Raw genomic sequence first — 24,370 nt, forward strand, 5'->3', positions numbered from 1 at the left:
TTAACGTACCTTCAGCGTGGCCAGGCCAATAAGCACCAGCATCAGCGAAATGATCCAGAAGCGCACAATCACGCGCGGTTCCGGCCAGCCTTTCAGTTCATAGTGATGATGAATCGGCGCCATGCGGAAAATGCGCTGTCCGCGTAGCTTGAACGATCCTACCTGCAGGATCACCGACAGCGTCTCCACCACGAACACGCCGCCCATAATCACCAGCAAAAATTCCTGACGCAGCAGCACGGCCAGCGTGCCCAGGGCGCCGCCCAGCGCCAGCGATCCCACATCGCCCATAAAGACCTGCGCCGGATAGGTGTTGAACCACAGAAAGCCCAACCCTGCCCCGACGATGGCGGTACAGACGATCACCAGCTCGCCTGCATGGCGTAAATAGGGAATATGCAGATACTCGGCGAACTTGACGTTGCCGGTCGCCCAGGCCACCAGCGCGAACCCTGCCGCGACAAAAACGGTCGGCATAATCGCCAGTCCGTCCAGACCATCGGTAAGGTTTACGGCGTTGCCGGTACCGACGATAACGAAGTAGGCCAGCACCACGTAGAACAGGCCAAGCTGAGGCATGATGTCTTTGAAAAACGGCACCACCAGCTGCGTGGCAGGCGTGCCTTTACCGGCGGCGTAGAGCGCAAACGCCACGCCGAGCGAAATCACCGACATCCAGAAATATTTCCAGCGCGCGATCAGCCCTTTGGTATCTTTGCGCACCACTTTGCGGTAGTCATCGACAAAACCGATAATGCCGAAGCCCACCAGCACCACCAGTACGCACCAGACGTAGGGATTGGAAGGATAGGCCCACATCAGCACCGAAACGGTGATCGAAGTGAGGATCATAATCCCGCCCATGGTCGGCGTGCCGCGCTTGCTGAAGTGCGACTCCGGGCCGTCGTTGCGTACCACCTGGCCGATTTGCAGCTTTTGCAGCCAGGCGATCAGGCGCGGCCCCATCCATAATGAGATAAATAAGGCGGTCAGCAGGCTGACAATGGCGCGAAACGTCAAATATGAAAAGACGTTGAAGCCGGAATAAAAAGCGACCAGATGCTCGGCCAGCCAGACTAACATGTTCCCATCTCCTGTAGGTTCTGCACGACCTGCTCCATGGCAGCACTCCGCGAACCTTTAATCAAAACGGTTAATTCCTGATGTTCGGACAACAGCGTCCGTAAACGTTCAGTCAATGCGGTTTTAGTGGCGAAATGTTCGCCAACTCCGCTACTTTCACTCATGTATGCGCTCAGTTCGCCAACGCTGAGAACGCGATCGACCCCTGCGGCCTTTGCCGCCAGGCCCACTTCACGGTGACACTGCTCCGCCTCGTCTCCCAGCTCAGCCATATCGCCCACCACCATTACGCGATAGCCAGGCATCTCGCCCAGCACCTGTGCGGCGGCCGTCATTGAGCCGACGTTGGCGTTATAGCTGTCATCCAGCAGCAGCTGATGCTCAGAGAGACGGATGGGGAACAGGCGGCCAGGCACGGCCTGAAGGTTTTTTAACCCGCGCTGAATGGCGCTGAGCGGCGCGTCGATCGACAGCGCCAGCGCGGCGGCAGCCAGCGCGTTGGCAATGTTATGGCGGCCAGGCAACGGCAGCGTAATGGCAATATCGCCGCCTGGCGTCTGCATCGTGAAGTGCGTTCCATCAACGCCCATACGTACGTCACGCACGCTAAAGTCGCTCTCTGCCGCCTGAGGAGAAAAGCGCCAGACGCGCTTGCCGTGCAGGTTGTTCTGCCAGTGCGGCCAGTCGTTGCTGTCGGCGTTGAGGATAGCGGTGCCGTTCGCCGGCAGACCGTTGAAGATCTCCCCTTTCGCCTTCGCCACGCCCGCCAGCGAGCCGAAGCCTTCCAGGTGTGCCGCCGCCAGGTTATTCACCAGCGCGCTCTCTGGACGCGTCAGCTCGGTGGTGTAGGCAATTTCGCCCTGGTGATTGGCACCCAGCTCAATCACGGCGTACTGATGCTGCGGCGCCAGGCGCAGCAGCGTCATCGGCACGCCAATATCATTATTCAGGTTGCCAGCGGTATAGAGCGTTTCACCGCACTCGCGCAGGATCGCGGCGGTCATCTCTTTCACCGAGGTTTTGCCGGAGGAGCCGGTCAGCGCCACGACGCGCGCCTTCGACTGCTGGCGCACCCAGGCGGCCAGCTTGCCGAACGCGATACGCGTGTCGGCGACCACCACCTGCGGGACAGAAAGAGGTAAATGCTTACTCACTAACAGCGCCTGCGCGCCGCTGGCGATAGCGTCAGCGGCAAAGTCGTGGGCATCGAAGCGTTCGCCGACCAGCGCAACAAACAGGCTGCCAGGCGTCACTTTACGCGTATCAGTAGTCACCTCGTTAAGGGTCAAATCGCTGCCGTGGAGCGTACCACCGCTGATTTCAGCCAGAGTTTTCAGGGAAACCGGGATCATGCCGTTACTCCTAATAGCGCGGCAACCGTGGTGCGGTCGGAGTAATCCAGACGGCGATTTCCCACGATTTGATAATCTTCGTGACCTTTACCCGCCACCAGCACGATGTCGTCAGGCTGCGCCTGGAGAACGGCGTTAGTGACAGCTTGCGCACGTCCGGCGACGACACGTGCGCGGTGCGGCTCAAGCAGGCCGGTCAAAATGTCGTTAACGATAGCCTGCGGATCTTCGCTGCGCGGGTTGTCGTCAGTAATCACTACCACGTCCGCGAACTGCTCGGCGATGGCACCCATCAGGGGACGCTTGCCTTTATCGCGGTCGCCGCCGCAGCCGAACAGACACCACAGCTTGCCTGTGCAGTGCAGGCGCGCCGCCTGCAGCGCTTTTTCCAGCGCGTCTGGCGTATGGGCATAATCGACGACTACGGTGGGTTTGCCTGGCGCACTGAAGACTTCCATGCGCCCGCATACCGGCTGTAGCTGGGGTGCGGTCCGCACCAGATCGGCAAGCGGATAATCCAGCGCCAGCAGCGTGGCAAAAGCCAGCAGCAGATTACTGACGTTAAAGGCGCCCATCAGACGGCTGTCGAACTCGCCCTCGCCCCAGCTGGAGCTGAAGCGGATATGCGCGCCGCTCTCCTGATAGGTCACCTCTTCCGCTTTTACCCAGCGGCCACGGCAGCCGGGCTGCAAATTGTCTTCCATAGTAACGGCGACGGCATCAGGCAGCGTTGCCAGCCAGCGGCGGCCAACCTCATCGTCGGCGTTCAGGATCATGCTGCCAACCTGATGCTCGGTGAACAGCAGTTTTTTAGCCGACTCATAGGCCTGCATGTCGCCGTGATAGTCGAGATGATCGCGGCTCAGATTGGTAAAGACCGCCGCAGCGAACGGCAGCGCCGCCACGCGGTGCTGCACCAGACCGTGCGAGGAGACTTCCATAGCGGTCAGCGTCGCGCCCTGCTGCTGCAGCGCCTGCAGCTGGTGCTGCACGTCAACGGCGGAGCCGGTGGTGTTTTCGGTCGCCGTCAGGTGTCCCAGCAGACCGTTACCAACCGTGCCCATCACCGCGCTGGTTTCCCCCAGCAGCTGCGCCCACTGCGCCAGCAGCTGGGTGGTGGTGGTTTTACCGTTGGTGCCGGTAACGCCGATAAGCTTCTGCTTCTCGCCGGGCTGACCGTAGAAGCGGCCCGCCAGCGCAGAGAGACGCTGCTGAAGCTGCGCCAGGTAAATCACCGGCACGCCGTGCATCTCAACGATATCGCCATCGCTGGCTTCGCCTTCGGCCTCTGCGATCACCGCAGAAACGCCCTGCGCGATCGCCTGTGGAATAAAACGTCGTCCATCGGCGTGGTGGCCTGCCACGGCCACAAACAGATCGCCGGACGCCGCCTTGCGGCTGTCCAGTGTCATGTCACCCAGGGGACGCGCCGGCGCGCCTGGCACCCATGGGTCCAGCAAGTCGCGCAGGTTACGATCTGTCACTTTTTTCCTCACTTCTGTTAGTCACCAGCTCGTTTTTGTCATTGGTCGGCAACGCATCCGGCTCGATGTTCATGGTGCGCAGTACGCCGCCCATGATGGCACCGAACACCGGCGCGGAGACCGCACCACCGTAATATTTACCGGCCTGGGGATCGTTGATCACCACCACCAGCGCAAAACGAGGATGACTGGCAGGCGCAACGCCTGCGGTATAAGCAATGTATTTATTGACGTAACGGCCATCCGGCCCGACTTTTTTCGCCGTACCGGTTTTAATCGCGATGCGATAGCCTTTGATGGCCGCTTTTATGCCGCCGCCGCCTGGCAGCGCCACGCTTTCCATCATATGAACCACGGTTTTTACTACCGATTCCGGGAAAACGCGCTCGCCCGCGACGGGCGGATCGACTTTGGTGATCGACAGTGGTCGGTGAATGCCGAAGCTGCCAATCGTTGCGTAGACACGCGCTAACTGTAACGGCGTTACCATTAGCCCGTAGCCGAAAGAGAAGGTGGCCCTCTCTATGTCAGACCACCGTTGTTTTTGAGGGTATAAGCCACTACTTTCCCCGACCAGCCCCAAATTGGTCGGTTTACCCAGGCCAAAGCGCGCATAAGTTTCTACAAGCGCTGAGGAGGGCATCGCTAACGCCAGCCGTGAAACGCCGACGTTACTCGACTTCTGCAGAATCCCGGTAAGGGTCAGTTCGTTATAGCGCGCCACGTCTTTGATCTCGTGACCATTGACGCGGTACGGTACGGTATTAAGCACGCTGTTTTCCCGCACCACGCCGCGCTGCAGCGCCGTCATCACCACCATCGGCTTAACGGTCGAGCCAGGCTCGAAAATGTCGGTGATGGCGCGGTTGCGCATCATCTCTTTGGGCGTGTTGCTGAGGTTATTGGGGTTATAGGCCGGGCTGTTCGCCATTGCCAGCACTTCGCCGGTGTTGACGTCGACCAGCACGGCGGTGCCCGATTCAGCTTTGTTGAACGCCACCGCGTTATTGAGTTCACGGTAGACCAGCGCCTGCAGGCGTTCGTCGATGCTGAGCGTCAGGTTGTGGGCGGCGCGGCTGTCCACCGATGAGATATCTTCGATTACGCGGCCGTTGCGGTCTTTACGCACGGTACGTTCGCCCGGCGCGCCGGTCAGCCACTTATCGAAGCTCTTTTCGATGCCCTCGATGCCCTGACCATCAATATTGGTAAAGCCGATCAGGTGAGAAGTGACCTGACCGGCGGGATAGTAGCGCCGCGACTCTTCACGCAGATGGATCCCCGGCAGCCTGAGCTTTTTGATGTAGTCGCTGATGGCGGGACTGACCTGGCGCGCCAGGTAGATAAAACGGCCTTTCGGGTTGGCGTTAACGCGGGTTGCCAGCTGATCGAGCGGGATAGAGAGCGCGTCAGCGAGCGCCTTCCAGCGGCCGTCGAGGGTGACGCCGCCGGCGTCGTGCAATTCTTTCGGGTCGGCCCAGATGGCGTTGACCGGCACGCTGACCGCCAGCGGACGACCGGCGCGATCGCTAATCATGCCGCGCGCGGTGGGAACAGCCTGCACGCGCAACGAGCGCAGGTCGCCCTCTTTCACCAGCTTGTCCGGGCTGATGACCTGCAGCCAGGCAACGCGGGAGAGCAGACCGAACAGCGCCAGTAAAATACAGCCGCACAGCAACGCAAAACGCCAGCTTACAAAGCTGGCTTTATCTTCCTGTTTTTTCAACTTCAGCGTTTTGCTTGCGCCGCTCATTGCGATTTAGCGTTCCTTATTTCTGTACCACGATATTTTCCTGAGACGGGTCCACATGCTGTAGCTGCAGCTTCTCGGTGGCGATGCGCTCCACCCGGCTGTGATCGCCCAGCGCGTTCTCCTCAAGGATCAGGTTACGCCATTCAATGTCTAGCGCGTCGCGCTCTAACACCAGCTGTTCGCGCTGCGCGGTCAGCAGACGCGTTTTGTGCGTCGTCGTCACCACCATCACGGCCGACACCAGCACGGCGATTAGCAAAATCAGCGGAATTTTGCCGAATCGCAGTAGATCGCCGCCGATGACTCCCGGCAGGCTGTGACGTTCGTTGCCGATCATGCCTCGGTTCTCTCCGCGATGCGCAGTACCGAACTGCGCGCGCGCGGGTTGTCTGCGACTTCCGCGTCGCCCGGCGTCATTTTGCCCAGCAGCTTCAGCTGACGTCCGCCCAGCGCGTTAAGCTGTGACTCGGTCATCGGTAAACCTGCCGGCACCTGCGGGCCGCGGCTCTGGTCGCGCATAAAACGCTTCACCAGGCGATCTTCCAGCGAGTGGAAGCTGATAACGGACAAACGTCCCTCCGGGGCCAGCGCCGTTAACGCGCCTTTTAACGCCATTTCAATCTCTTCCAGCTCGCTGTTGATCCAGATGCGGATCGCCTGAAAGCTGCGCGTCGCCGGATGCTTGAACTTATCTTTCACCGGCGTCGCCGCCGCGATCACCTCGGCCAGCTCTTTGGTGCGCGTCATCGGCTGTTCACGGTTGCGCTCAACGATGGCGCGCGCAATGCGTTTCGCGAAACGCTCCTCGCCGTAGGTCTTCAGCACAAAGGCGATATCCGCCTCTTCCGCCTTCAGCAGCCATTCGGCAGCGGAGTGTCCGCGCGTCGGATCCATGCGCATATCCAGCGGCCCGTCGCGCATAAAGGAGAAGCCGCGTTCAGCGTCGTCCAGCTGCGGCGACGACACGCCGAGATCGAGCAGGATGCCGCTGATTTTGCCGCTGAGCCCCAGCTCTTCGACATAGTCTGCCAGCGCGGAGAACGGCCCGTGCACGATAGAGAAACGCGGATCGTCGATCTCAGCGGCGGCGGCGATAGCTTGCGGGTCGCGATCGATAGCGATAAGCCGTCCCTGCGCGCCCAGCTGCGACAGAATCAAACGTGAATGTCCGCCGCGACCAAAGGTGCCGTCGATGTAGATGCCGTCTTCCCTGATGTTGAGGCCGTTAACCGCCTCGTCCAGCAGCACCGTGGTATGTTTAAAATTTTCCTGCATAGCTATAGCGACAAGTCCTGCAACCGCTCAGATAAAGGTTCCTGAGCCGACTGTTCTGCGTCAATGTCATCCTTAACTTGTTGATACCAGGTCTGTTCATCCCACAGTTCAAACTTGTTGAACTGGCCGACCAGCATCACTTCTTTCGTCAGGCTCGCGTGTTGCCGAAGGGTATTCGCCAGCAGTAAACGGCCTGCGTTGTCCATCTGACACTCACTGGCATGCCCCAGCAGCAGACGCTGTACGCGACGCTCAACGGGGTTCATGCTGGATAAGCGAGACAGCTTTTTTTCGATGATTTCCCATTCGGGCAAGGTATAAAGCAACAGGCATGGCTGATGAAGGTCGATGGTACATACCATCTGCCCTTGAGATTCCCCGATCAGCGTGTCGCGATAGCGCGTTGGTACGGCCAGTCGCCCCTTGCTGTCGAGATTGACTAACGTTGCTCCACGGAACATGCCAGTCTTCCCCTCAGCTCCCCATTTTCACCACTTTACCCCACTTTTTACCACGCCACGAGTTTACGGAGGCGACGAAATCGTTGTCAAGCCGAAGCGCGGCGGGAATATAACTATTTACAAGGGGTAATTTCGCTGATCGAAAAGCGACAAACGGGGCAAAAGGTCAATTTTAAAAATTAACCTGATGAATAATGGAATAAAAACCAGGGCGCCTGAAAAAATGCTTAAAAATAAGCCTGACGACCTGCGCTAATATTCTTCACTATTTCTGAGACAGGGGCTGCATTTTAGGGGTGTTCCGAAAGCGGTGCTGGCCGCTTGAGGCGGGTCGGGAGCGGGCATCCCCCTTAAGAAATGGACATTTAACAATCACATCGCTGCTAATTTGTTAGATGAGGTGTCGCAGATTTACGCTTTTTTACCCTAAAAGCGGAAAAATATTAATACAGAAAAATTTAAGGGCAGCGGTATTGCTGCCCGCCAACTATTTAACTCTGCGGCTCAGCTGGCCGCGGCGAAATAAATTTCGCCGAATGCGAGTTAATCCCGGTTTCGGTTTTCGCGGTTCATCAAGCGAAGCCAGAACTAACTCCAGCACGCGCTCCGCCACGTCGCGATGACGCTGCCCGACGGCCAGCACCGGACACTCTAAAAAGTCCAGTAATTCGTGGTCGCCAAAGGTCGCGATGGCGAGGTCGGTCGGCAGGCGCCCGTCGCGTTTTAGCGTCACATCCATAACGCCCTGCAGCAGGCCGAATGAGGTCGTGAAGAGCGCCTCTGGCATATCGTGATCGTCAAGGTACTTCTCAAACAGCGCCGCCGCCGCCGTGCGCTCGAAGCTGTTGCAGTAGATATAGTCGATGGGGCGCGGATCCTCTTTCCAGGCGTCGCGGAAGCCCATCTCGCGCAGGAAACTGACGGAAAGCTCAGGCAGCGCGCCGAGAAACAGCACGTTTTTCACCGGCAGCTGACGCAATTCAGCCGCCAGCGTAAAAGCGTCGTCCTGATCGGCACCGACGACGCTGGTGAAGTGTTCACGATCCAGCGCGCGGTCCAGCGCGATAATAGGCAGCGGATCGTTGATCCAGCGCTGATAGAACGGATGCTCGGGCGGCAAAGAGGTGGAAACGATTATCGCATCAACCTGGCGCTGCAGCAGATGTTCGATGCAGCGCATTTCATTGTCGGGCTGATCTTCCGAGCAGGCGATGAGCAGCTGATAGCCGCGCTGACGCGCCTGACGTTCAAGATAGTTGGCGATGCGGGTATAGCTGGTGTTTTCCAGATCGGGGATCACCAGGCCGATCGAGCGCGTGCGACCGGCGCGCAGGCCCGCCGCCACGGCATTAGGGTGGTAGTTATGCTCACGCACTACCGCCATCACTTTCTCGACGGTTTTTTCGCTGACACGATACTGCCGCGCTTTGCCATTAATGACATAACTGGCCGTGGTGCGCGACACGCCTGCCAGACGCGCGATTTCATCCAGTTTCACGATAACTCCATACTTCACGGCGAGCCGCGTTGCGGCAGATGTCCGCAACTAAGCTAAGGGTAACTCGTTTGTAACATCTAACAGCAGAACTTCGCGCTGAGCAACCGCTTTTCTTAGCGATCTCTGCATAGCGCATAAAATAAAAAAACCCGGCATTACGCCGGGTTAGAGACAGTCACCTGGGGAAATTACCGCATAATGCGATCGCCGCGCGACACGCCGACAATGCCGGAACGCGCCACTTCAACGATTTCCGCCACTTCACGCACGGTGTTAAGGAAGGCATCGAGCTTGTCGCTGGTGCCCGCCAGCTGAACCGTGTACAGCGTCGGCGTCACGTCAATAATCTGACCGCGGAAGATTTCCGCGCTGCGCTTCACCTCTTCACGGCCGTAGCCGGTGGCCTGCAGCTTCACCAGCATGATTTCGCGTTCGACATAGGCGCCCTGCCCCAGCTCGCTGACGCGCAGCACATCCACCAGCTTATGCAGCTGCTTTTCAATCTGCTCCAGCACCTTTTCATCGCCCACGGTCTGAATAGTCATGCGCGACAGGGTCGGATCGTCGGTTGGCGCGACGGTCAGGCTCTCGATGTTATAGCCGCGCTGGGAAAAGAGGCCCACCACGCGAGACAATGCGCCGGATTCATTCTCCAGCAGAACCGATAAAATACGACGCATACTTATGTCCTCTCCGTTTTGCTCAGCCACATCTCATCCATCGACCCGCCGCGGATCTGCATCGGGTAGACGTGCTCGCTGCCGTCGACGGTCACGTCGACGAACACCAGACGCCCCTTAGCCAGCGTATCCAGCGCCAGCTGCAGCTTCTCCTCCAGCTCAGAAGGATGTTGAATAGCGATACCGACGTGACCGTACGCCTCTGCCAGGCGCACGAAGTCCGGCAGCGACTCCATATAAGATTGCGAATGGCGGCCGGAATAGATCATATCCTGCCACTGCTTCACCATACCGAGAACGCGGTTGTTCAGACTCAGCACCAGCACCGGCAGATCGTACTGCAGCGCGGTAGAAAGCTCCTGAATATTCATCTGAATGCTGCCGTCGCCGGTCACGCAGATAACCGTCTCTTGCGGCAGCGCCATTTTGACACCCAGGGCGGCCGGCAGCCCGAAGCCCATGGTGCCGAGCCCGCCGGAGTTGATCCAGCGGCGCGGTTTATCAAAGGGATAATAGAGCGCCGCAAACATTTGATGCTGGCCGACGTCCGAGGTGACGTACGCCTCGCCGTTGGTCAGGCGCCAGATGGTTTCGATCACCGCCTGTGGTTTGATCTTTTCGCTGGTGCGATCGTAAGCCAGGCATTTACGGCTGCGCCAGCCGTCGATGCTTTGCCACCAGTCGCGCAGGCTGTCGAGATCCTGCTTTGTCTCGCTTTGCGCCAGCAGATCGAGCATCTGCTGCAGCGTCTGTTTCGCATCGCCGACGATCGGAATATCCGCCGCCACGGTTTTCGAGATCGACGTAGGATCGATATCGATATGCAGCACCGTCGCATTGGGACAATATTTGGCCAGGTTATTGGTGGTGCGATCGTCAAAGCGCACGCCGACGGCGAAGATAAGATCGGCGTTATGCATTGTCATGTTGGCTTCGTAAGTGCCGTGCATGCCGAGCATGCCCACCGCCTGACGGTGCGTGCCGGGGAAGGCACCCAGCCCCATCAGCGAACTGGTGACCGGAATATTCAGCTGCTCCGCAAGCTGCAGCAGCTCCGCCTCGCAGGCCGAGGTAATCGCACCGCCGCCGACATACATCACTGGCTTACGCGCGGCGAGCAGCGTGTTTAACGCGCGCTTAATCTGGCCTTTGTGGCCCTGGATGGTCGGATTATAGGAGCGCATGCTCACCGAATCCGGGTAGACATAAGGCAGCTTATTGGCCGGGTTCAGAATATCTTTCGGTAGATCGATCACCACCGGGCCCGGACGCCCGCTGGCTGCCAGCCAGAAGGCTTTTTTCAGCACGGTCGGGATCTCTTCGGTGCTTTTCACCAGAAAGCTGTGCTTCACCACCGGACGGGAAATCCCCACCATATCGCACTCCTGAAAGGCATCGTAGCCGATCAGCGAGGAAGGCACCTGCCCCGACAGGATCACCAGCGGAATTGAATCCATATAGGCGGTGGCGATACCGGTAATCGCATTGGTTGCGCCGGGTCCCGACGTGACCAGCACCACGCCGACTTCACCGGTCGCGCGCGCCAGGCCGTCGGCCATATGCACCGCACCCTGCTCGTGGCGCACCAGTACGTGATCGATTCCGCCGACGGTTTGCAGCGCGTCGTAAATATCCAGTACCGCGCCGCCCGGATAACCGAACACCTGCTTTACGCCCTGATCGATTAACGAACGGACGACCATCTCGGCTCCTGACAACATCTCCATTTTCTGCCTCCAGGCTTGAGGAACTGAATCCACTGACGCTCGCTGTTCCAGCGCGCCACTGGCATCCTGCCCCACATTCGCCAGTTAAGATCAAAACCTTATGTTTATGCGCAGACGCCGGAACGCGTTTCCGACATCCAGATACAGAGAAATCTGCTTGGTTGATTGTTTTAAGAGTTGGTCGATTACCATAACCGTAGAAAACCTGGCAGGCAAACGTCAGAGTCTGCGCTTATCGTTACGCTGGCCGTAAAGCCTCTGCGCGATAAGTTAAGCGCGCGAGGAATTATCTAATTCACCGGAAGTTAGGCAGAATAAAATGCTGGAGACGAAATCATTTACAGCGGGTTATAAGAAATAATAAAAAATTAATTTCGCCTCCGTCAGCCCACAATTTTCCTGTGAAATTCATTTCTGGCGTTATTAACTCTGAAATAAAGCTGACGCACGACAATCTGCTGCCGCGCAGCGGTAAAACCTTTTTAGCGCAGCGGGAGAAAAAACCCAGTTTAAAAGATTAAAATCAGCAACTTAAATTATTACTCCTGTACCATATCGCCGCTTCTGCGCGCCATTTTGTCTGACATTGTCTGTTTCACTGAGCTGGCTCGAAATCGCAGGATTTTTTCCTTAACCGTCGCCAAAAATACCCTTTTACTTATGGTTGACATCCCGTCCTGATTCCAGTACCAATATGTGCAGCACAAAATTTTACGAGGTTCGAATCCATGTTTCATTCATTCCGCCTACTCGGTCTACTACTTAACGCATTCAGTTTGCGCGGTAGACTCGTGGGCAGAATCAAACACTGATTCGAACCTGCTGAAAGTTAAAAACCCGCGCCTTGCGCGGGTTTTTTTATGCTCGTTGCACGGTGAAGTTAACGCATAAGGATGAATACGATGAGCCAGCAAGTCATTATTTTCGATACCACTCTGCGCGATGGTGAGCAGGCATTACAGGCCAGCCTGAGTGTGAAAGAAAAATTGCAGATCGCACTGGCGCTGGAGCGCATGGGCGTAGACGTGATGGAAGTCGGTTTTCCGGTCTCATCGCCGGGCGACTTTGAATCCGTGCAGACCATCGCGCGCACCATCAAAAACAGCCGCGTCTGCGGGCTGGCGCGCTGCGTCGAGAAAGATATCGATGCCGCCTGGGAAGCGCTGCGCGTGGCGGAGGCCTTTCGTATCCACACCTTTATCGCCACCTCGCCGATGCATATCGCCACCAAACTGCGCAGCACCCTGCCTGAGGTAATCGAGCGCGCGGTACAGATGGTGAAACGTGCGCGCAACTACACCAGCGACGTTGAATTCTCCTGCGAAGATGGCGGCCGCACGCCGATCGACGATCTGTGTCGGGTAGTGGAAGCGGCGATTAACGCCGGCGCCACCACTATTAACATCCCGGATACCGTGGGCTACACCCTGCCGGGCGAATACGCCAGCATCATCAGCCAGCTGATCAACCGCGTACCCAATATCGATAAAGCAGTTCTGTCGGTGCATACCCACGACGATTTAGGCATGGCGACCGGCAATGCGCTGGCTGCCGTGCAGGCGGGCGCGCGCCAGGTTGAAGGCACGCTGAACGGGCTGGGCGAGCGCGCCGGTAACTGCGCGCTGGAAGAGGTGATCATGGCGATTAAAACCCGCCAGCAGATCCTGAACGTGCATACCAACATCCATCACCAGGAAATCTACCGCACCAGCCAGATGGTCAGCCAGATCTGCAATATGCCGATCCCGGCGAACAAAGCGGTAGTCGGCTCTAACGCCTTCGCTCACTCCTCCGGTATCCATCAGGATGGCGTGCTGAAAAACCGCGAAAACTACGAGATCCTGACGCCAGAGTCGATCGGCCTGCATAAAATCCAGCTGAACCTGACCTCACGCTCCGGCCGTGCCGCGGTAAAACACCGCATGGAAGAGATGGGCTACAAAGAGAGCGACTACAGCCTGGACGCGCTGTATGACGCCTTCCTGAAGCTGGCCGACAAGAAAGGCCAGGTATTTGATTACGATCTGGAAGCGCTGGCCTTTATCAATAAGCAGCATGAGGAGCCGGAATATTTCCAGCTGAATGCGTTCAACGTGCAGACCGGCTCCAGCGTCACGGCGACCGCGTCGGTGCAGCTGGGCTGCGGCGAAGAGACCAAAGCGGACGCCGCGACCGGCAACGGCCCGGTCGACGCGGTTTATCAGGCGATCAACCGCATTACCGGCTTTGAAGCCGAGCTGGTGAACTACAAGTTAACGGCAAAAGGCCACGGCGAGAACGCGCTGGGCCAGGTGGATATCGTGGTTAACTACAACGGCCGCAAATTCCACGGCGTGGGTCTGGCGACCGATATCGTCGAGTCCTCCGCGAAGGCGATGGTAAACGCGCTGAACAATATCTGGCGCGCCAAAGAAGTCGAAAAAGAATTGCAGCGCAAATTTCAGAAGGAAACGGTGTAACTATGTCTACCTCTTCTCATATCGCAGTATTGCCCGGCGACGGTATCGGCCCGGAAGTCATGGCGCAGGCCCTGAAAGTGCTGGACGCCATTCGCCACCGCTTTGATATGCGTATTACCACCAGCGAATATGACGTCGGCGGCATCGCCATCGACCGCCACGGCGAACCGCTGCCGCCCGCAACCGTTGCGGGCTGCGAGCAGGCGGACGCCATTCTGTTTGGTTCGGTCGGCGGCCCGAAATGGGAGCATCTGCCGCCCGCCGCACAGCCGGAGCGCGGCGCGCTGCTGCCGCTGCGCAAGCATTTCAAACTGTTCAGCAACCTGCGTCCGGCCGCGCTCTATCAGGGTCTGGAAGCCTTCTGCCCGCTGCGTGCCGATATCGCCGCGAAAGGCTTTGATATTCTGTGCGTGCGTGAGCTGACCGGCGGCATCTACTTCGGCCAGCCGAAAGGACGCGAAGGCAACGGCCCGCACGAGCGCGCCTTCGACACCGAGGTCTATCACCGTTTCGAAATTGAACGCATCGCCCGCATCGCCTTTGAGTCGGCGCGCAAGCGTCGCAATAAAGTCACCTCTGTGGATAAAGCCAACGTGCTGCAGACGTCGGTAATGTGGCGCGAAATCGTCAATGAAGTGGCGCAGGACTATCCGGACGTGCAGCTGAGCCACATCTATATCGACAACGCCACCATGCAGCTGATTAAAGATCCGTCGCAGTTCGATGTGCTGCTCTGCTCCAACCTGTTCGGCGATATCCTCTCTGACGAGTGCGCGATGATCACCGGCTCAATGGGCATGCTGCCCTCCGCCAGCCTGAACGAAGAGGGTTTTGGTCTGTATGAGCCAGCAGGCGGCTCTGCGCCCGACATCGCCGGACAGAATATCGCTAACCCGGTAGCGCAGATCCTGTCGCTGTCGCTGCTGCTGCGCTACAGCCTGAATGCAGATGCCGCCGCCGACAGCATTGAGCGCGCCGTCAGCCGCGCGCTGGAAGAAGGCTACCGCACCCGAGATTTGGCCGGTGATGGCCCCGCCGTCACCACGGATGAGATGGGCAGCGTGATTGCCCGCTTTATCGCCGAGGAAAAATAAAATAATGAAAACTTTATACCAGAAGTTATTTGATGCACATGTCGTTCACGAAGCGCCCAACGAGACCCCGCTGCTCTATATCGATCGTCACCTGATCCATGAGGTGACGTCACCGCAGGCCTTTGACGGTCTGCGCGCCCATGGCCGCAAGGTGCGTCAGCCGTCGAAAACGTTCGCCACTATGGACCATAACGTGTCGACCCAGACCAAAGACATCAACGCCTCCGGCGAGATGGCGCGCATCCAGATGCAGGAACTGATGAAGAACTGCGCCGAGTTCGGCGTGCAGCTTTACGATCTGAATCACCCGTTCCAGGGCATCGTTCACGTTATCGGGCCGGAACAAGGCATGACGCTGCCGGGCATGACCATCGTCTGCGGCGATTCGCACACCGCCACGCACGGCGCCTTCGGTTCGCTGGCCTTCGGCATCGGCACGTCGGAAGTTGAACATGTTTTTGCCACTCAGACGCTGAAGCAGGGTCGCGCGAAAACCATGAAAATCGAGGTGCTGGGTGACGCCGCGCCGGGCATTACCGCAAAAGATATCGTGCTGGCGATCATTGGCAAAACGGGCAGCGCAGGCGGCACCGGTCACGTGGTCGAGTTCTGCGGGCCGGCTATCGAAGCGCTGAGCATGGAAGGTCGCATGACCCTGTGCAATATGGCGATCGAGATGGGCGCCAAAGCGGGTCTGGTGGCACCGGATGACACCACCTTCAGCTACCTGAAAGGCCGCCAGTTTGCGCCGCAGGGCGAGAAGTGGGAGCAGGCGGTGGCATACTGGCGCACCCTGAAGTCCGATGAAGGCGCGCACTATGACGCTGTTGTGACGCTGAACGCCGCCGATATCGCGCCGCAGGTCACCTGGGGCACCAATCCAGGTCAGGTCATTGCCGTGGATGAGCCGATCCCGAACCCGGCCTCTTTTGCCGATCCGGTCGAACGTGCCTCAGCCGAGAAGGCGCTGGCCTATATGAATCTGCAGCCGGGCATTCGCCTGACTGACGTCGCAATCGATAAGGTGTTTATCGGCTCCTGCACCAACTCACGTATTGAGGATCTGCGCGCCGCGGCGGCTATCGCCAAAGGGCGCAAGGTCGCGCCGGGCGTGGTGGCGATGGTGGTGCCGGGTTCCGGCCCGGTAAAAGCGCAGGCGGAAGCGGAAGGACTGGACAAGATTTTCCTCGACGCCGGTTTCGAATGGCGTCTGCCGGGCTGCTCAATGTGTCTGGCGATGAACAACGATCGCCTGAATCCGGGCGAGCGCTGCGCCTCGACCAGCAACCGTAACTTTGAAGGGCGCCAGGGCCGTGGTGGTCGTACTCACCTGGTCAGCCCGGCAATGGCCGCCGCTGCGGCGGTTTCCGGCCACTTTGCCGATATCCGTGAACTGACAGGAGCGTAATCATGGCGAATAAATTTACTCAGCACACCGGCATCGTCGCCCCGCTGGACGCGGCAAACGTCGACACCGACGCCATTATTCCCAAGCAGTTTCTGCAGAAGGTGACGCGCACCGGCTTTGGCGCGCATCTGTTTCACGACTGGCGTTTTGACGACGACGCGGGTCAGGTACCCACCGCCAGCTTTGTGCTGAACAAGCCCGAGTTTCAGGGCACCAGCATTCTGCTGGCGCGCGAGAACTTTGGCTGCGGCTCGTCGCGCGAGCACGCCCCCTGGGCGCTGACCGACTTTGGTTTTCACGTGGTGATTGCGCCGAGCTTTGCCGACATCTTCTACGGCAACAGCTTTAACAACCAGCTGCTGCCGGTGCGGCTAAGCGACGAGCAGGTGGACGAGATGTTTAAGCTGGTGGCGGCGCAGCCGGGCATCCGCTTTACCGTGGATCTTGAAGCGCAGACGGTGACGGCGGGCGATAAGGTCTACCCGTTCGAGATCGACAGTTTCCGCCGCCACTGCATGCTGAACGGCCTGGACAGCATCGGCCTGACGCTGCAGCACGAAGCGGCGATTACCGACTACGAACAGCGCCAGCCTGCGTTTCTGAATTAAGGCTTACCAGATGGGCAGAAGAGCAAAGCGTCCCGCGGCAGGAATGTCGTGGGTCGGGCAAGCATAGATGCCTTGATCGGCTTTGCGATCGGCCTGTGCCACCCTCGTTAGCCCCTCTCCTTTTAAGGGCGACCACCGCGTCGCCCTTCTCTTTTATACGTTCTTCACGCGCGCCGACATGGCGAACGCCGCGACAGCCAGCCCCAGCGCCAGCCAGTACACCGCAATATGTCCGAAGCGCTCGCTCAGCGTTCCCTGAATCACGCCCGCCAGAATCATTCCGGTCGAAATCGAGTTGGTAAACATCGTCGTCGCCGCGCCCGGCCTGCCCGGCATCAGATCCTGAAACCACAGCATGCCGATACCGGCGATAATGCCGATAAACACCGCGTTAAACAGCTGCAGCACCATCAGCGCGGTCTGCGAAGCGAACATCGCCAGCCCGGCGTAAAACAGAATGCCCGCCGCCAGCGCGATCAGCATCAGGTTGCGCTTGCCGACGCGCTTCGCATAGTGACCGGCCAGCAGCATCACCGGAATTTCCAGCCCGGCCGCCGTGCCCATCAGCAGCCCCGCCAGCTTCTCCGGCAGGCCGAGCGTGACGCTGATATAGAGCGGCATATCGATGATATACATGGTGTTGCAGGTCCACATCGTCACCGAGGCGATAAACAGCAGTCGCACGTCGCGGTCGCGCCAGCCGCTTAACGGCATGCCGCCGCTCTGCATCAGCGGCTCGGCGCGCGGCACCGACGGCAGGGTGAACTTGATCAGCAGAATGCAGAGCAGAAACAGCGCCGCCGCCACCAGGAAGAGCGTCACAAAGCCAAAGTTAAGCGCCAGCGCAAACGACAGCGGCGGGCCGATGACCCAGGCGAGCGAAAGCTGGGCGCGCATCACCGAGCTGAACATCACCGCTTCGCGCGCCGACCGATCGGCATACTCGCGCGCCAGCGCGAAGATCTGCGGCATTGACACGCTGGCCAGCGCCGAGAGCAGCACGCCCAGGGTAATCAGCGTCAGATAGTGGCGGGTAAAGGCGAACAGCAGCGCGTTGCAAAACGCCATCGCACAGCAAAAGAGGATCAGCGTGCGGCGATCGCCGCGGCTGTCAGAGCGCTTCGCCACCAGCATGCTGACCAGGATGCCCGCGATGGCGTTAACGGTAAAAAAGAGCCCGACCCAGAGGGGGCGCGCCTGCACTTCTCGCGTCAGAAACAGGCTCAGCGTCGGCGCCTGCAGCGCGCCGGCAACGCCGATCATAAAAGAGGCGGCCATAAAGGCGAGAAAGACCGGATTGATACGGCGCTTCCGGGTTAACAGCGACTTCATAGCGACATCCCTTTACGGTGGTAAAAGCAGGAAAACAAGAGAGAGGATTCTAGCGCAACAGAAAAAAGCCAGCAGGAAAAATCTCTGCTGGCGGTGTAATTGCACCCTACTCAGAAAGATCCCGCCGCAGCGGAATCGTGGTCGAGCGCCATTCCGTATTGAATGCCTCCCGCTCTTCCAATAGCGCTCAGTTTGCCCTTAATATGAGGCAGGAAAAACTGAGCGCTTTTCACAGGGAGTTCCTCTTTTATGTCCTCATCACGCCTTAAGCAGCAGTTTATCCGCCTGTGGCAAAGCTGCCAGGGCGAAAGCCAGCTGGTCACGCTCAGCGAGCTGGCTGAGCAGCTGCACTGCTCGCGTCGCCATATGCGTAACCTGCTTAACGCGATGCAGGAGGCGGGCTGGCTCACCTGGCAGGCAGAGGCGGGACGAGGCAAGCGCTCGCAGCTTATTTTCCGTTATACCGGCCTGGCGCTGCAGCAGCAGCGCGCTGAGGATCTGCTGGCGCAGGATCGCATCGATCAGCTGGTGCAGCTGGTGGGCGACAAGGCGGAGGTGCGCCAGATGATCCGCGCCCATCTCGGCCGCAGCTTTCGCCAGGGTAAACATATTCTGCGCGTGCTCTACTATCGCCCGCTGCTAAACCTGCTGCCCGGCTCGCCGCTGCGCCGTTCTGAAACGCATCTGGCGCGTCAGATCTTCAACGGCCTGACGCGTATAAATGAGGAAAACGGGGAAGTAGAGGCGGATATCGCCCATCACTGGCAGGCGATCTCGCCGCTGCACTGGCGTTTTTACCTGCGCCCGGCGATCCGCTTTCATCACGGCCGCGAGCTGGAGATGGCGGACGTGACGTCGAGCCTGGAACGCCTGCGTCCGCAGCCGCTCTTCTCCCATATTCAGCGCATTGATTCACCCGCGCCCTGGACGCTGGATCTCCATCTGAGCGAACCCGACGACTGGCTGCCGTGGCTGCTCGGCAGCGTCAGCGCCATGATCCTGCCGCGTGAATGGCCGCAGATGCGCGACTTCGCCCGCCATCCGGTCGGCACCGGCCCCTATCGCGTAGTGCGCAACCAGCAGAGTCAGCTGAAGATCGAGGCGTTTGACGACTACTTTGGCTTTCGCGCCCTGATCGATGATGTCTCTATCTGGGTGCTGCCGGAGATTAGCGACGAGCTGGTTTACGCCGGCGTGCGTCTGCAAGGTGCCGCCGAGGATGAAAAACTGGAAGAGAGCCGTCTTGAAGAGGGCTGCTATTTTCTGCTGTTCGACCAGCGCTCCGCTCAGGGACGCGATGCCGCCGTCCGGCGCTGGCTCTGCCATCTGCTGAATCCCGTCGCCCTGCTTAACTATGCCGAGGCTGGCTACCAGCGCTACTGGTATCCCGCTTACGGCCTGCTGCCGCGCTGGCATCATCGCCGCGATCTTACGCCGGCGACCAAGCCGCCCGGGCTGGAGAGCCTGACGCTGACGTGGTACAGCCAGCACGTGGAGCATGAGGGGATCGCCAGCGCGCTGCGCCCGCTGCTGGCGCAGCATAACGTGCGGCTGATTACCCGCGCGGTCGAGTATGAAACCTGGCATCAGGGCGAGGCGGAAAGCGACATCTGGCTCGGCAGCGTCAATTTCACTCTGCCGCTGGAGTATTCGCTGTTCGCCCAGCTCTACGAGCTTCCGCTGCTGCATCACTGTCTGCCGCTCGACTGGGAAGCGGACGCCGCGCGCTGGCGAGGCAAAACCCTGCCGCTGGCGGAGTGGAGCAAACGGCTGCTGGATGCGGATAGTCTGCATCCGCTGTTTCATCACTGGCTGCTGCTCGAAGGCCAGCGCAGCATGCGCGGCGTGCGCCTGAATACCCTCGGCTGGTTCGACTTTAAATCCGCCTGGTTCGCGCCGCCGACGCTGTGACGCTTTCCCCCTGGCGACGAAATGTCTAGAATGAGCCGTTCTCAACGGGGTGCCTGCAAAAGGCTGAGAGAAACCCGTCGAACCTGATTCGGTTAATACCGACGTAGGGATTTGAGAGGCTGCTACGCTCAGATCCTTTGCGACTCATAACAATTCTCCCTCAGGAGCGCAAAGTGGTTAAACAGATCCTCCCTCTGCTGATGTTGCTGTCCGTGCCGGCGCTGGCGGCAAAACCGGCCCTGACCGTCTACACCTACGACTCCTTTTCCGCCGAATGGGGCCCCGGCCCGGCGGTGAAAAAAGCCTTTGAGGCGCAGTGCGGCTGCGAGCTGCGCTATGTGGCGCTGGAGGATGGCGTCTCGCTGCTGAACCGCGTGCGCATGGAAGGCAAAAACAGCAAGGCTGACGTGGTGCTCGGCCTCGATAACAACCTGCTACAGGCGGCGCAGCAGACCGGCCTGTTCGCTAAAAGCGGGGTCGATCTCCATAACCTGACGCTGCCGGGCGGCTGGCAGGATCAAACCTTCGTGCCCTTCGACTACGGCTACTTCGCCTTCGTCTATGACAAAACGCGCCTTAAAAACCCGCCCACCAGCCTGAAAGAGCTGGTGGAGAGCCCGCAAAAATGGCGCGTGATCTACGAAGATCCGCGCACCAGCACCCCGGGTCTGGGTCTGCTGCTCTGGATGCAGAAGGTTTACGGCGACAAGGCGCCAGAGGCCTGGCAGAAGCTGGCGCAGAAAACCGTTACCGTGACCAAGGGCTGGAGTGAAGCCTACGGCCTGTTCCTGAAAGGGGAAGGCGATCTGGTGTTGAGCTACACCACCTCGCCCGCCTATCACCTGATCGAAGAGAAGAAAGAGAATTACGCCGCCGCGCCGTTCGCCGAAGGCCACTATTTGCAGGTCGAGGTTGCCGCGCAGCTTGCCAGCAGCAAGCAGCCGAAGCTGGCGCAGCAGTTTATGCAGTTTATGCTGACCCCCGCCTTCCAGAACACCATCCCGACCGGCAACTGGATGTATCCGGTGATAAAAAGCGATCTGCCCGCGGGCTATCAGACCCTGAGCGTGCCGCAAACCGCGCTGCAGTTTAGCCCGCAGGAAGTCGCGCAGCAGCGCGCAGACTGGATTAGCGCATGGCAACGCGCCGTCAGCCGCTAATCCCACTCTGGATGGTGCCGGGCAGCAGCGCCGCGCTGCTGCTGTGCGGCGTGGCGCTGCTGGCGTTCGGCGCGCTCTGGGCCAGCGCGCCGACGGGCGACTGGCGCGCGCTGCTGCACGACAGCTATCTGCACCACGTAGTGCGATTCTCTTTCACCCAGGCATTGCTCTCCGCCCTGCTGTCGCTGCTGCCTGCGATACCCCTGTCGCGCGCCCTCTACCGACGGCGTTTTCCCGGCCGTCAGCTGCTGCTGCGCCTCTGCGCCATGACGCTGGTGCTGCCCGTGCTGGTGGCGGTATTCGGCCTGCTGACGGTCTATGGCCGCGTTGGCTGGCTGGCGCAGCTCTGCCAGCTGTTCGGCGTCGACTACCGCTTTTCGCCCTATGGGCTGCAGGGCATTCTGCTGGCGCACTGCTTTTTCAACCTGCCGCTGGCGACGCGCCTGATGCTGCAGACGCTGGAGACGATTCCGGGCGAGCAGCGTCAGCTCGCCGCCCAGCTCGGGCTGCGCGGCTGGCATCTTTTCCGCCTGCTGGAGTGGCCCTGGCTGCGCCGCCAGCTACTGCCTACCGGCGCGCTGATTTTTATGCTCTGCTTCGCCAGCTTCGCCACCGTGCTCTCGCTGGGCGGCGGCCCGCAGGCCACCACCATTGAGCTGGCGATCTTTCAGGCGCTGAGTTACGACTACGATCCCGGCCGCGCCGCGCTGCTGGCGCTGATCCAGCTCGCCTTCTGCCTGACGCTGGTGCTGCTGAGCCAGCGCTTCAGCAAGGCGATACCTGCGGGCAGCGCGCAGCTGCGGGGCTGGCGCGACCCGCACGATTCGCGGCGCGCACGCATCGGCGACGGCCTGCTTATCGCGCTGGCGCTGTTACTGCTGCTGCCGCCGCTGCTGGCGGTGATGGTTGACGGGCTGCGCGGCATATCGGGCGGCGCGCTGGCGCAGCCGGCGCTATGGCAGGCGACGCTGACCTCGCTGCGTATCGCCATCGGCGCGGGCGCGCTCTGCGTCACGCTCACCATGATGCTGCTGTGGAGCAGTCGCGAGCTGCGCCAGCGCCAGCGCACGCTGCCAGCGCAGGTGATGGAGACCAGCGGCATGCTGATTCTGGCAATGCCGGGCATCGTGCTGGCCACGGGCTTCTTTTTACTTTTTAACGCCACCACCGGCCTGCCCGACTCGCCCGACGGGCTGGTGATCTTCGCCAACGCGCTGCTCGCCATTCCCTATGCGCTAAAGGTGCTGGAAAATCCGATGCGCGACAGCGCCGAGCGCTATTCGCACCTGTGCGCCTCGCTGGGGATTAGTGGCTGGAACCGACTGCGGCTGATTGAGCTGCGCGCGCTGAAGCGTCCGCTGGCGCAGGCGCTGGCCTTTGCCTGCGTGCTCTCTGTCGGCGACTTCGGCGTGGTGGCGCTGTTCGGCAGCGCCGACTTCCGAACCCTGCCTTTTTACCTCTATCAGCAGACCGGCGCCTATCGCGGCGCGGACGGCGCGGTTACCGCCCTGCTGCTGTTAGCGATCTGCCTGCTGCTGTTTACCCTGATGGAAAAATTACCTGGCCACCATGCTGACACTGACTAATCTCACCTACCTCTATCAGCATCTGCCGATGCGTTTCAGCTTCAGCGCCGAACGCGGCGAGCGGCTGGCGGTGCTCGGCCCCAGCGGTGCGGGTAAAAGTACGCTGCTCAGCCTGATCGCCGGCTTTCTGCCGGTGAGCCAGGGCGCGCTGCGCATCGACGGCGCGGATCACGCCCATAGCGTGCCGTCGCAGCGTCCGGTGTCGATGCTGTTTCAGGAGAACAACCTCTTTCCGCACCTTAGCGTACAGCAGAATATGGCGCTGGGTCTGCACCCTGGGCTGAAGCTGAACGCCGCGCAGCGGCGGCAGCTGGAAGAGATTGCCGATCAGGTGGGATTAAGCGATCTGCTGACGCGCCTGCCGGGCCAGCTCTCCGGCGGCCAGCGTCAGCGCGCCGCGCTGGCGCGCTGTCTGCTGCGCGACCGGCCGGTGCTGCTGCTGGACGAGCCCTTCTCGGCGCTCGATCCGGCGCTGCGTAACGAGATGCTGCAGCTGGTGCGGCGCGTCTGCGAGGCGCGGGCGATTACCCTGCTGATGGTGTCGCACAGTCTGGAGGATGCGCAGCAGATTGCGCCGCGCAGTTTGGTGATCGTCGATGGTCGCGTCTACTGGGACGGCGCGACCGAGACGCTGCTGTCGGGCGGCACGCGCGAGGCCGACGTGCTCGGCATCGCGCGATCGTCAGGCAAAGAACACGCGCCATAACAGCTGGCGGAACAGCGGCATCATCGGATGGAACTGGATCGCGACGAAGGCGGCGACCGCAATCGCGATGCTCAGCGGTGCCAGCCAGCGCAGGCGCGCAGGCGGCAGCCAGGCGGTGGCCCAGTCGCGGCTTTTGCCGCTGCGCCACCAGCGCCAGCCGAGCCAGCAGCCGAGCCAGACCAGCAGCGCCACCAGCAACAGCAGCCACTTGAACGCGCCGCTCTGCGCATCCTTCGGCACGTCGATCGCCACCCCCGCCAGAATGCCCGGCAGCAGATAGAGCGGCGGCCACAGCACGCAGCCAATCAGGTTCGGCGGCAGAAACTTGCGCACCGGCAGCTCAAGCATGCCGGCCGCCAGCGGGATCAGCGGACGCGTCGGCCCGACGAAGCGCCCGACCAGAATAGTGAACATGCTGTGCTGATGCAGCGCGTGCTCGGTTTTATCCAGCAGCCCTTTATATTTTTGCAGGTATTTCCAGCGGTGCAGCGGCCCCTGAAACTTCCAGCCAATGCCGTATGAGATCCAGTCGCCCAGCAGGCAGCCAACAAAGCCCGCCGCCCAGGCGGGATAAAGCCCAATCTGACCGCTACCTACCAGCGCGCCCAGGCTCGCCATCATCACGGTGCCCGGCAGCAGCAGGCCGACAAAGGCCAGCGATTCAAGAAAGGTCACCAGCGCAACGGCGATCAGCGCGTACTCCAGCGACTGCGTAAACAGATGTTGAATCCAGGCTTCCATAACCTTCCTTACTCAGACTTTGGATGCTGGATTGTCCTGAGGCGGCACCACA

Annotated in this window: 21 protein-coding genes and 1 riboswitch; of the genes, 9 read left to right on the forward strand and 12 right to left on the reverse strand. The window is 60.0% G+C overall.

Translation table 11 applies throughout. From position 1 onward, the window contains the following. The 10 genes from mraY to ilvI form a co-directional block, all read right to left on the reverse strand. The gene (mraY, locus tag LB453_RS18810; protein ID WP_033749483.1) at positions 1–1,083 is read right to left on the reverse strand and encodes a phospho-N-acetylmuramoyl-pentapeptide-transferase; all 1,083 of its coding nucleotides are present in this window, start codon (positions 1,081–1,083) and stop codon (positions 1–3) included. Further along, positions 1,077–2,435 carry a UDP-N-acetylmuramoyl-tripeptide--D-alanyl-D-alanine ligase gene (gene murF, locus LB453_RS18815; RefSeq protein WP_103793937.1) on the reverse strand — a complete coding sequence of 453 codons (1,359 nt, stop codon included), beginning with the start codon at positions 2,433–2,435 and terminating at the stop codon, positions 1,077–1,079. The genes mraY and murF overlap by 7 nt, the downstream gene beginning before the upstream one ends. Continuing rightward, entirely contained in the window at positions 2,432–3,919 is a 1,488-nt protein-coding gene (murE, locus tag LB453_RS18820) for a UDP-N-acetylmuramoyl-L-alanyl-D-glutamate--2,6-diaminopimelate ligase (RefSeq protein ID WP_224481550.1), read from the reverse strand. The genes murF and murE overlap by 4 nt, the downstream gene beginning before the upstream one ends. Further along, complete coding sequence (locus LB453_RS18825; protein WP_103793935.1) at positions 3,906–5,672, reverse strand: peptidoglycan glycosyltransferase FtsI; 1,767 nt, start codon at positions 5,670–5,672, stop codon at positions 3,906–3,908. The genes murE and LB453_RS18825 overlap by 14 nt, the downstream gene beginning before the upstream one ends. A gap of 16 nt (positions 5,673–5,688) precedes the next feature. After that, on the reverse strand, positions 5,689–6,009 hold the full coding sequence (gene ftsL, locus LB453_RS18830) for a cell division protein FtsL (protein WP_033749477.1): 321 nt from the start codon (positions 6,007–6,009) through the stop codon (positions 5,689–5,691). Then, positions 6,006–6,947 carry a 16S rRNA (cytosine(1402)-N(4))-methyltransferase RsmH gene (gene rsmH, locus LB453_RS18835; protein ID WP_103793934.1) on the reverse strand — a complete coding sequence of 314 codons (942 nt, stop codon included), beginning with the start codon at positions 6,945–6,947 and terminating at the stop codon, positions 6,006–6,008. Before rsmH ends, ftsL begins: the two co-directional genes overlap by 4 nt. A 2-nt stretch (positions 6,948–6,949) precedes the next feature. Then, entirely contained in the window at positions 6,950–7,408 is a 459-nt protein-coding gene (mraZ, locus tag LB453_RS18840; RefSeq protein WP_103793933.1) for a division/cell wall cluster transcriptional repressor MraZ, read from the reverse strand. A 487-nt stretch (positions 7,409–7,895) separates the two neighbouring features. Beyond that, positions 7,896–8,906 carry a catabolite repressor/activator gene (gene cra, locus LB453_RS18845; RefSeq protein ID WP_103793932.1) on the reverse strand — a complete coding sequence of 337 codons (1,011 nt, stop codon included), beginning with the start codon at positions 8,904–8,906 and terminating at the stop codon, positions 7,896–7,898. Between the two features lie 188 nt (positions 8,907–9,094). After that, positions 9,095–9,586 (reverse strand): acetolactate synthase small subunit, encoded by a 492-nt coding sequence (ilvN, locus tag LB453_RS18850; RefSeq protein WP_033749472.1) that lies wholly within the window; start codon positions 9,584–9,586, stop codon positions 9,095–9,097. Positions 9,587–9,588: 2 nt separating this feature from the next. After that, positions 9,589–11,313, reverse strand: coding sequence for an acetolactate synthase 3 large subunit (gene ilvI / locus LB453_RS18855; RefSeq protein ID WP_103793931.1), 1,725 nt, complete (start codon positions 11,311–11,313; stop codon positions 9,589–9,591). A 728-nt stretch (positions 11,314–12,041) separates the two neighbouring features. Between ilvI and leuL the strand changes: the two genes are divergently transcribed. The 5 genes from leuL to leuD all read left to right on the forward strand — a co-directional run bounded on the left by leuL (position 12,042) and on the right by leuD (position 16,882). After that, a complete protein-coding gene (gene leuL / locus LB453_RS23450; RefSeq protein WP_127908400.1) occupies positions 12,042–12,125 on the forward strand; it encodes a leu operon leader peptide in 84 nt (27 codons plus the stop codon). Between the two features lie 90 nt (positions 12,126–12,215). Next, positions 12,216–13,772 carry a 2-isopropylmalate synthase gene (gene leuA / locus LB453_RS18865; RefSeq protein WP_103793930.1) on the forward strand — a complete coding sequence of 519 codons (1,557 nt, stop codon included), beginning with the start codon at positions 12,216–12,218 and terminating at the stop codon, positions 13,770–13,772. Positions 13,773–13,774: 2 nt separating this feature from the next. Continuing rightward, complete coding sequence (leuB, locus tag LB453_RS18870) at positions 13,775–14,866, forward strand: 3-isopropylmalate dehydrogenase (protein ID WP_103793929.1); 1,092 nt, start codon at positions 13,775–13,777, stop codon at positions 14,864–14,866. 4 nt (positions 14,867–14,870) lie between these two features. Continuing rightward, positions 14,871–16,274, forward strand: a complete 1,404-nt coding sequence (gene leuC / locus LB453_RS18875) for a 3-isopropylmalate dehydratase large subunit (protein WP_103793928.1) — start codon at positions 14,871–14,873, stop codon at positions 16,272–16,274. A 2-nt stretch (positions 16,275–16,276) separates the two neighbouring features. Then, positions 16,277–16,882 (forward strand): 3-isopropylmalate dehydratase small subunit, encoded by a 606-nt coding sequence (gene leuD / locus LB453_RS18880; RefSeq protein ID WP_103793927.1) that lies wholly within the window; start codon positions 16,277–16,279, stop codon positions 16,880–16,882. Between the two features lie 153 nt (positions 16,883–17,035). On the opposite strand, the gene LB453_RS18885 is transcribed toward leuD, so the two are convergent. Continuing rightward, positions 17,036–18,214 (reverse strand): MFS transporter, encoded by a 1,179-nt coding sequence (locus tag LB453_RS18885; protein ID WP_103793926.1) that lies wholly within the window; start codon positions 18,212–18,214, stop codon positions 17,036–17,038. Positions 18,215–18,463: 249 nt separating this feature from the next. Here LB453_RS18885 and sgrR point away from each other — a divergent pair, with 249 nt between their 5' ends. From sgrR to thiQ, 4 genes are all read left to right on the forward strand, one after another. Beyond that, positions 18,464–20,125 carry an HTH-type transcriptional regulator SgrR gene (gene sgrR, locus LB453_RS18890; protein WP_103793925.1) on the forward strand — a complete coding sequence of 554 codons (1,662 nt, stop codon included), beginning with the start codon at positions 18,464–18,466 and terminating at the stop codon, positions 20,123–20,125. A gap of 35 nt (positions 20,126–20,160) precedes the next feature. Continuing rightward, positions 20,161–20,253: riboswitch (TPP riboswitch) on the forward strand. Positions 20,254–20,298: 45 nt separating this feature from the next. Then, positions 20,299–21,285 carry a thiamine ABC transporter substrate binding subunit gene (gene thiB, locus LB453_RS18895; RefSeq protein WP_103793924.1) on the forward strand — a complete coding sequence of 329 codons (987 nt, stop codon included), beginning with the start codon at positions 20,299–20,301 and terminating at the stop codon, positions 21,283–21,285. Beyond that, positions 21,261–22,871 carry a thiamine/thiamine pyrophosphate ABC transporter permease ThiP gene (thiP, locus tag LB453_RS18900; RefSeq protein ID WP_103793923.1) on the forward strand — a complete coding sequence of 537 codons (1,611 nt, stop codon included), beginning with the start codon at positions 21,261–21,263 and terminating at the stop codon, positions 22,869–22,871. Before thiB ends, thiP begins: the two co-directional genes overlap by 25 nt. Beyond that, positions 22,855–23,577, forward strand: coding sequence for a thiamine ABC transporter ATP-binding protein ThiQ (gene thiQ, locus LB453_RS18905; protein ID WP_103793922.1), 723 nt, complete (start codon positions 22,855–22,857; stop codon positions 23,575–23,577). The genes thiP and thiQ overlap by 17 nt, the downstream gene beginning before the upstream one ends. Here the strand turns inward: thiQ and LB453_RS18910 are convergent. Next, positions 23,554–24,318 carry a DedA family protein gene (locus tag LB453_RS18910; RefSeq protein ID WP_103793921.1) on the reverse strand — a complete coding sequence of 255 codons (765 nt, stop codon included), beginning with the start codon at positions 24,316–24,318 and terminating at the stop codon, positions 23,554–23,556. The two genes, thiQ and LB453_RS18910, sit on opposite strands and share 24 nt — an antisense overlap. Positions 24,319–24,370: the final 52 nt, after the last annotated feature.

Source organism: Pantoea agglomerans (assembly GCF_020149765.1).
In the GTDB taxonomy this organism is placed as follows: Bacteria; Pseudomonadota; Gammaproteobacteria; order Enterobacterales; family Enterobacteriaceae; genus Pantoea; species Pantoea alvi.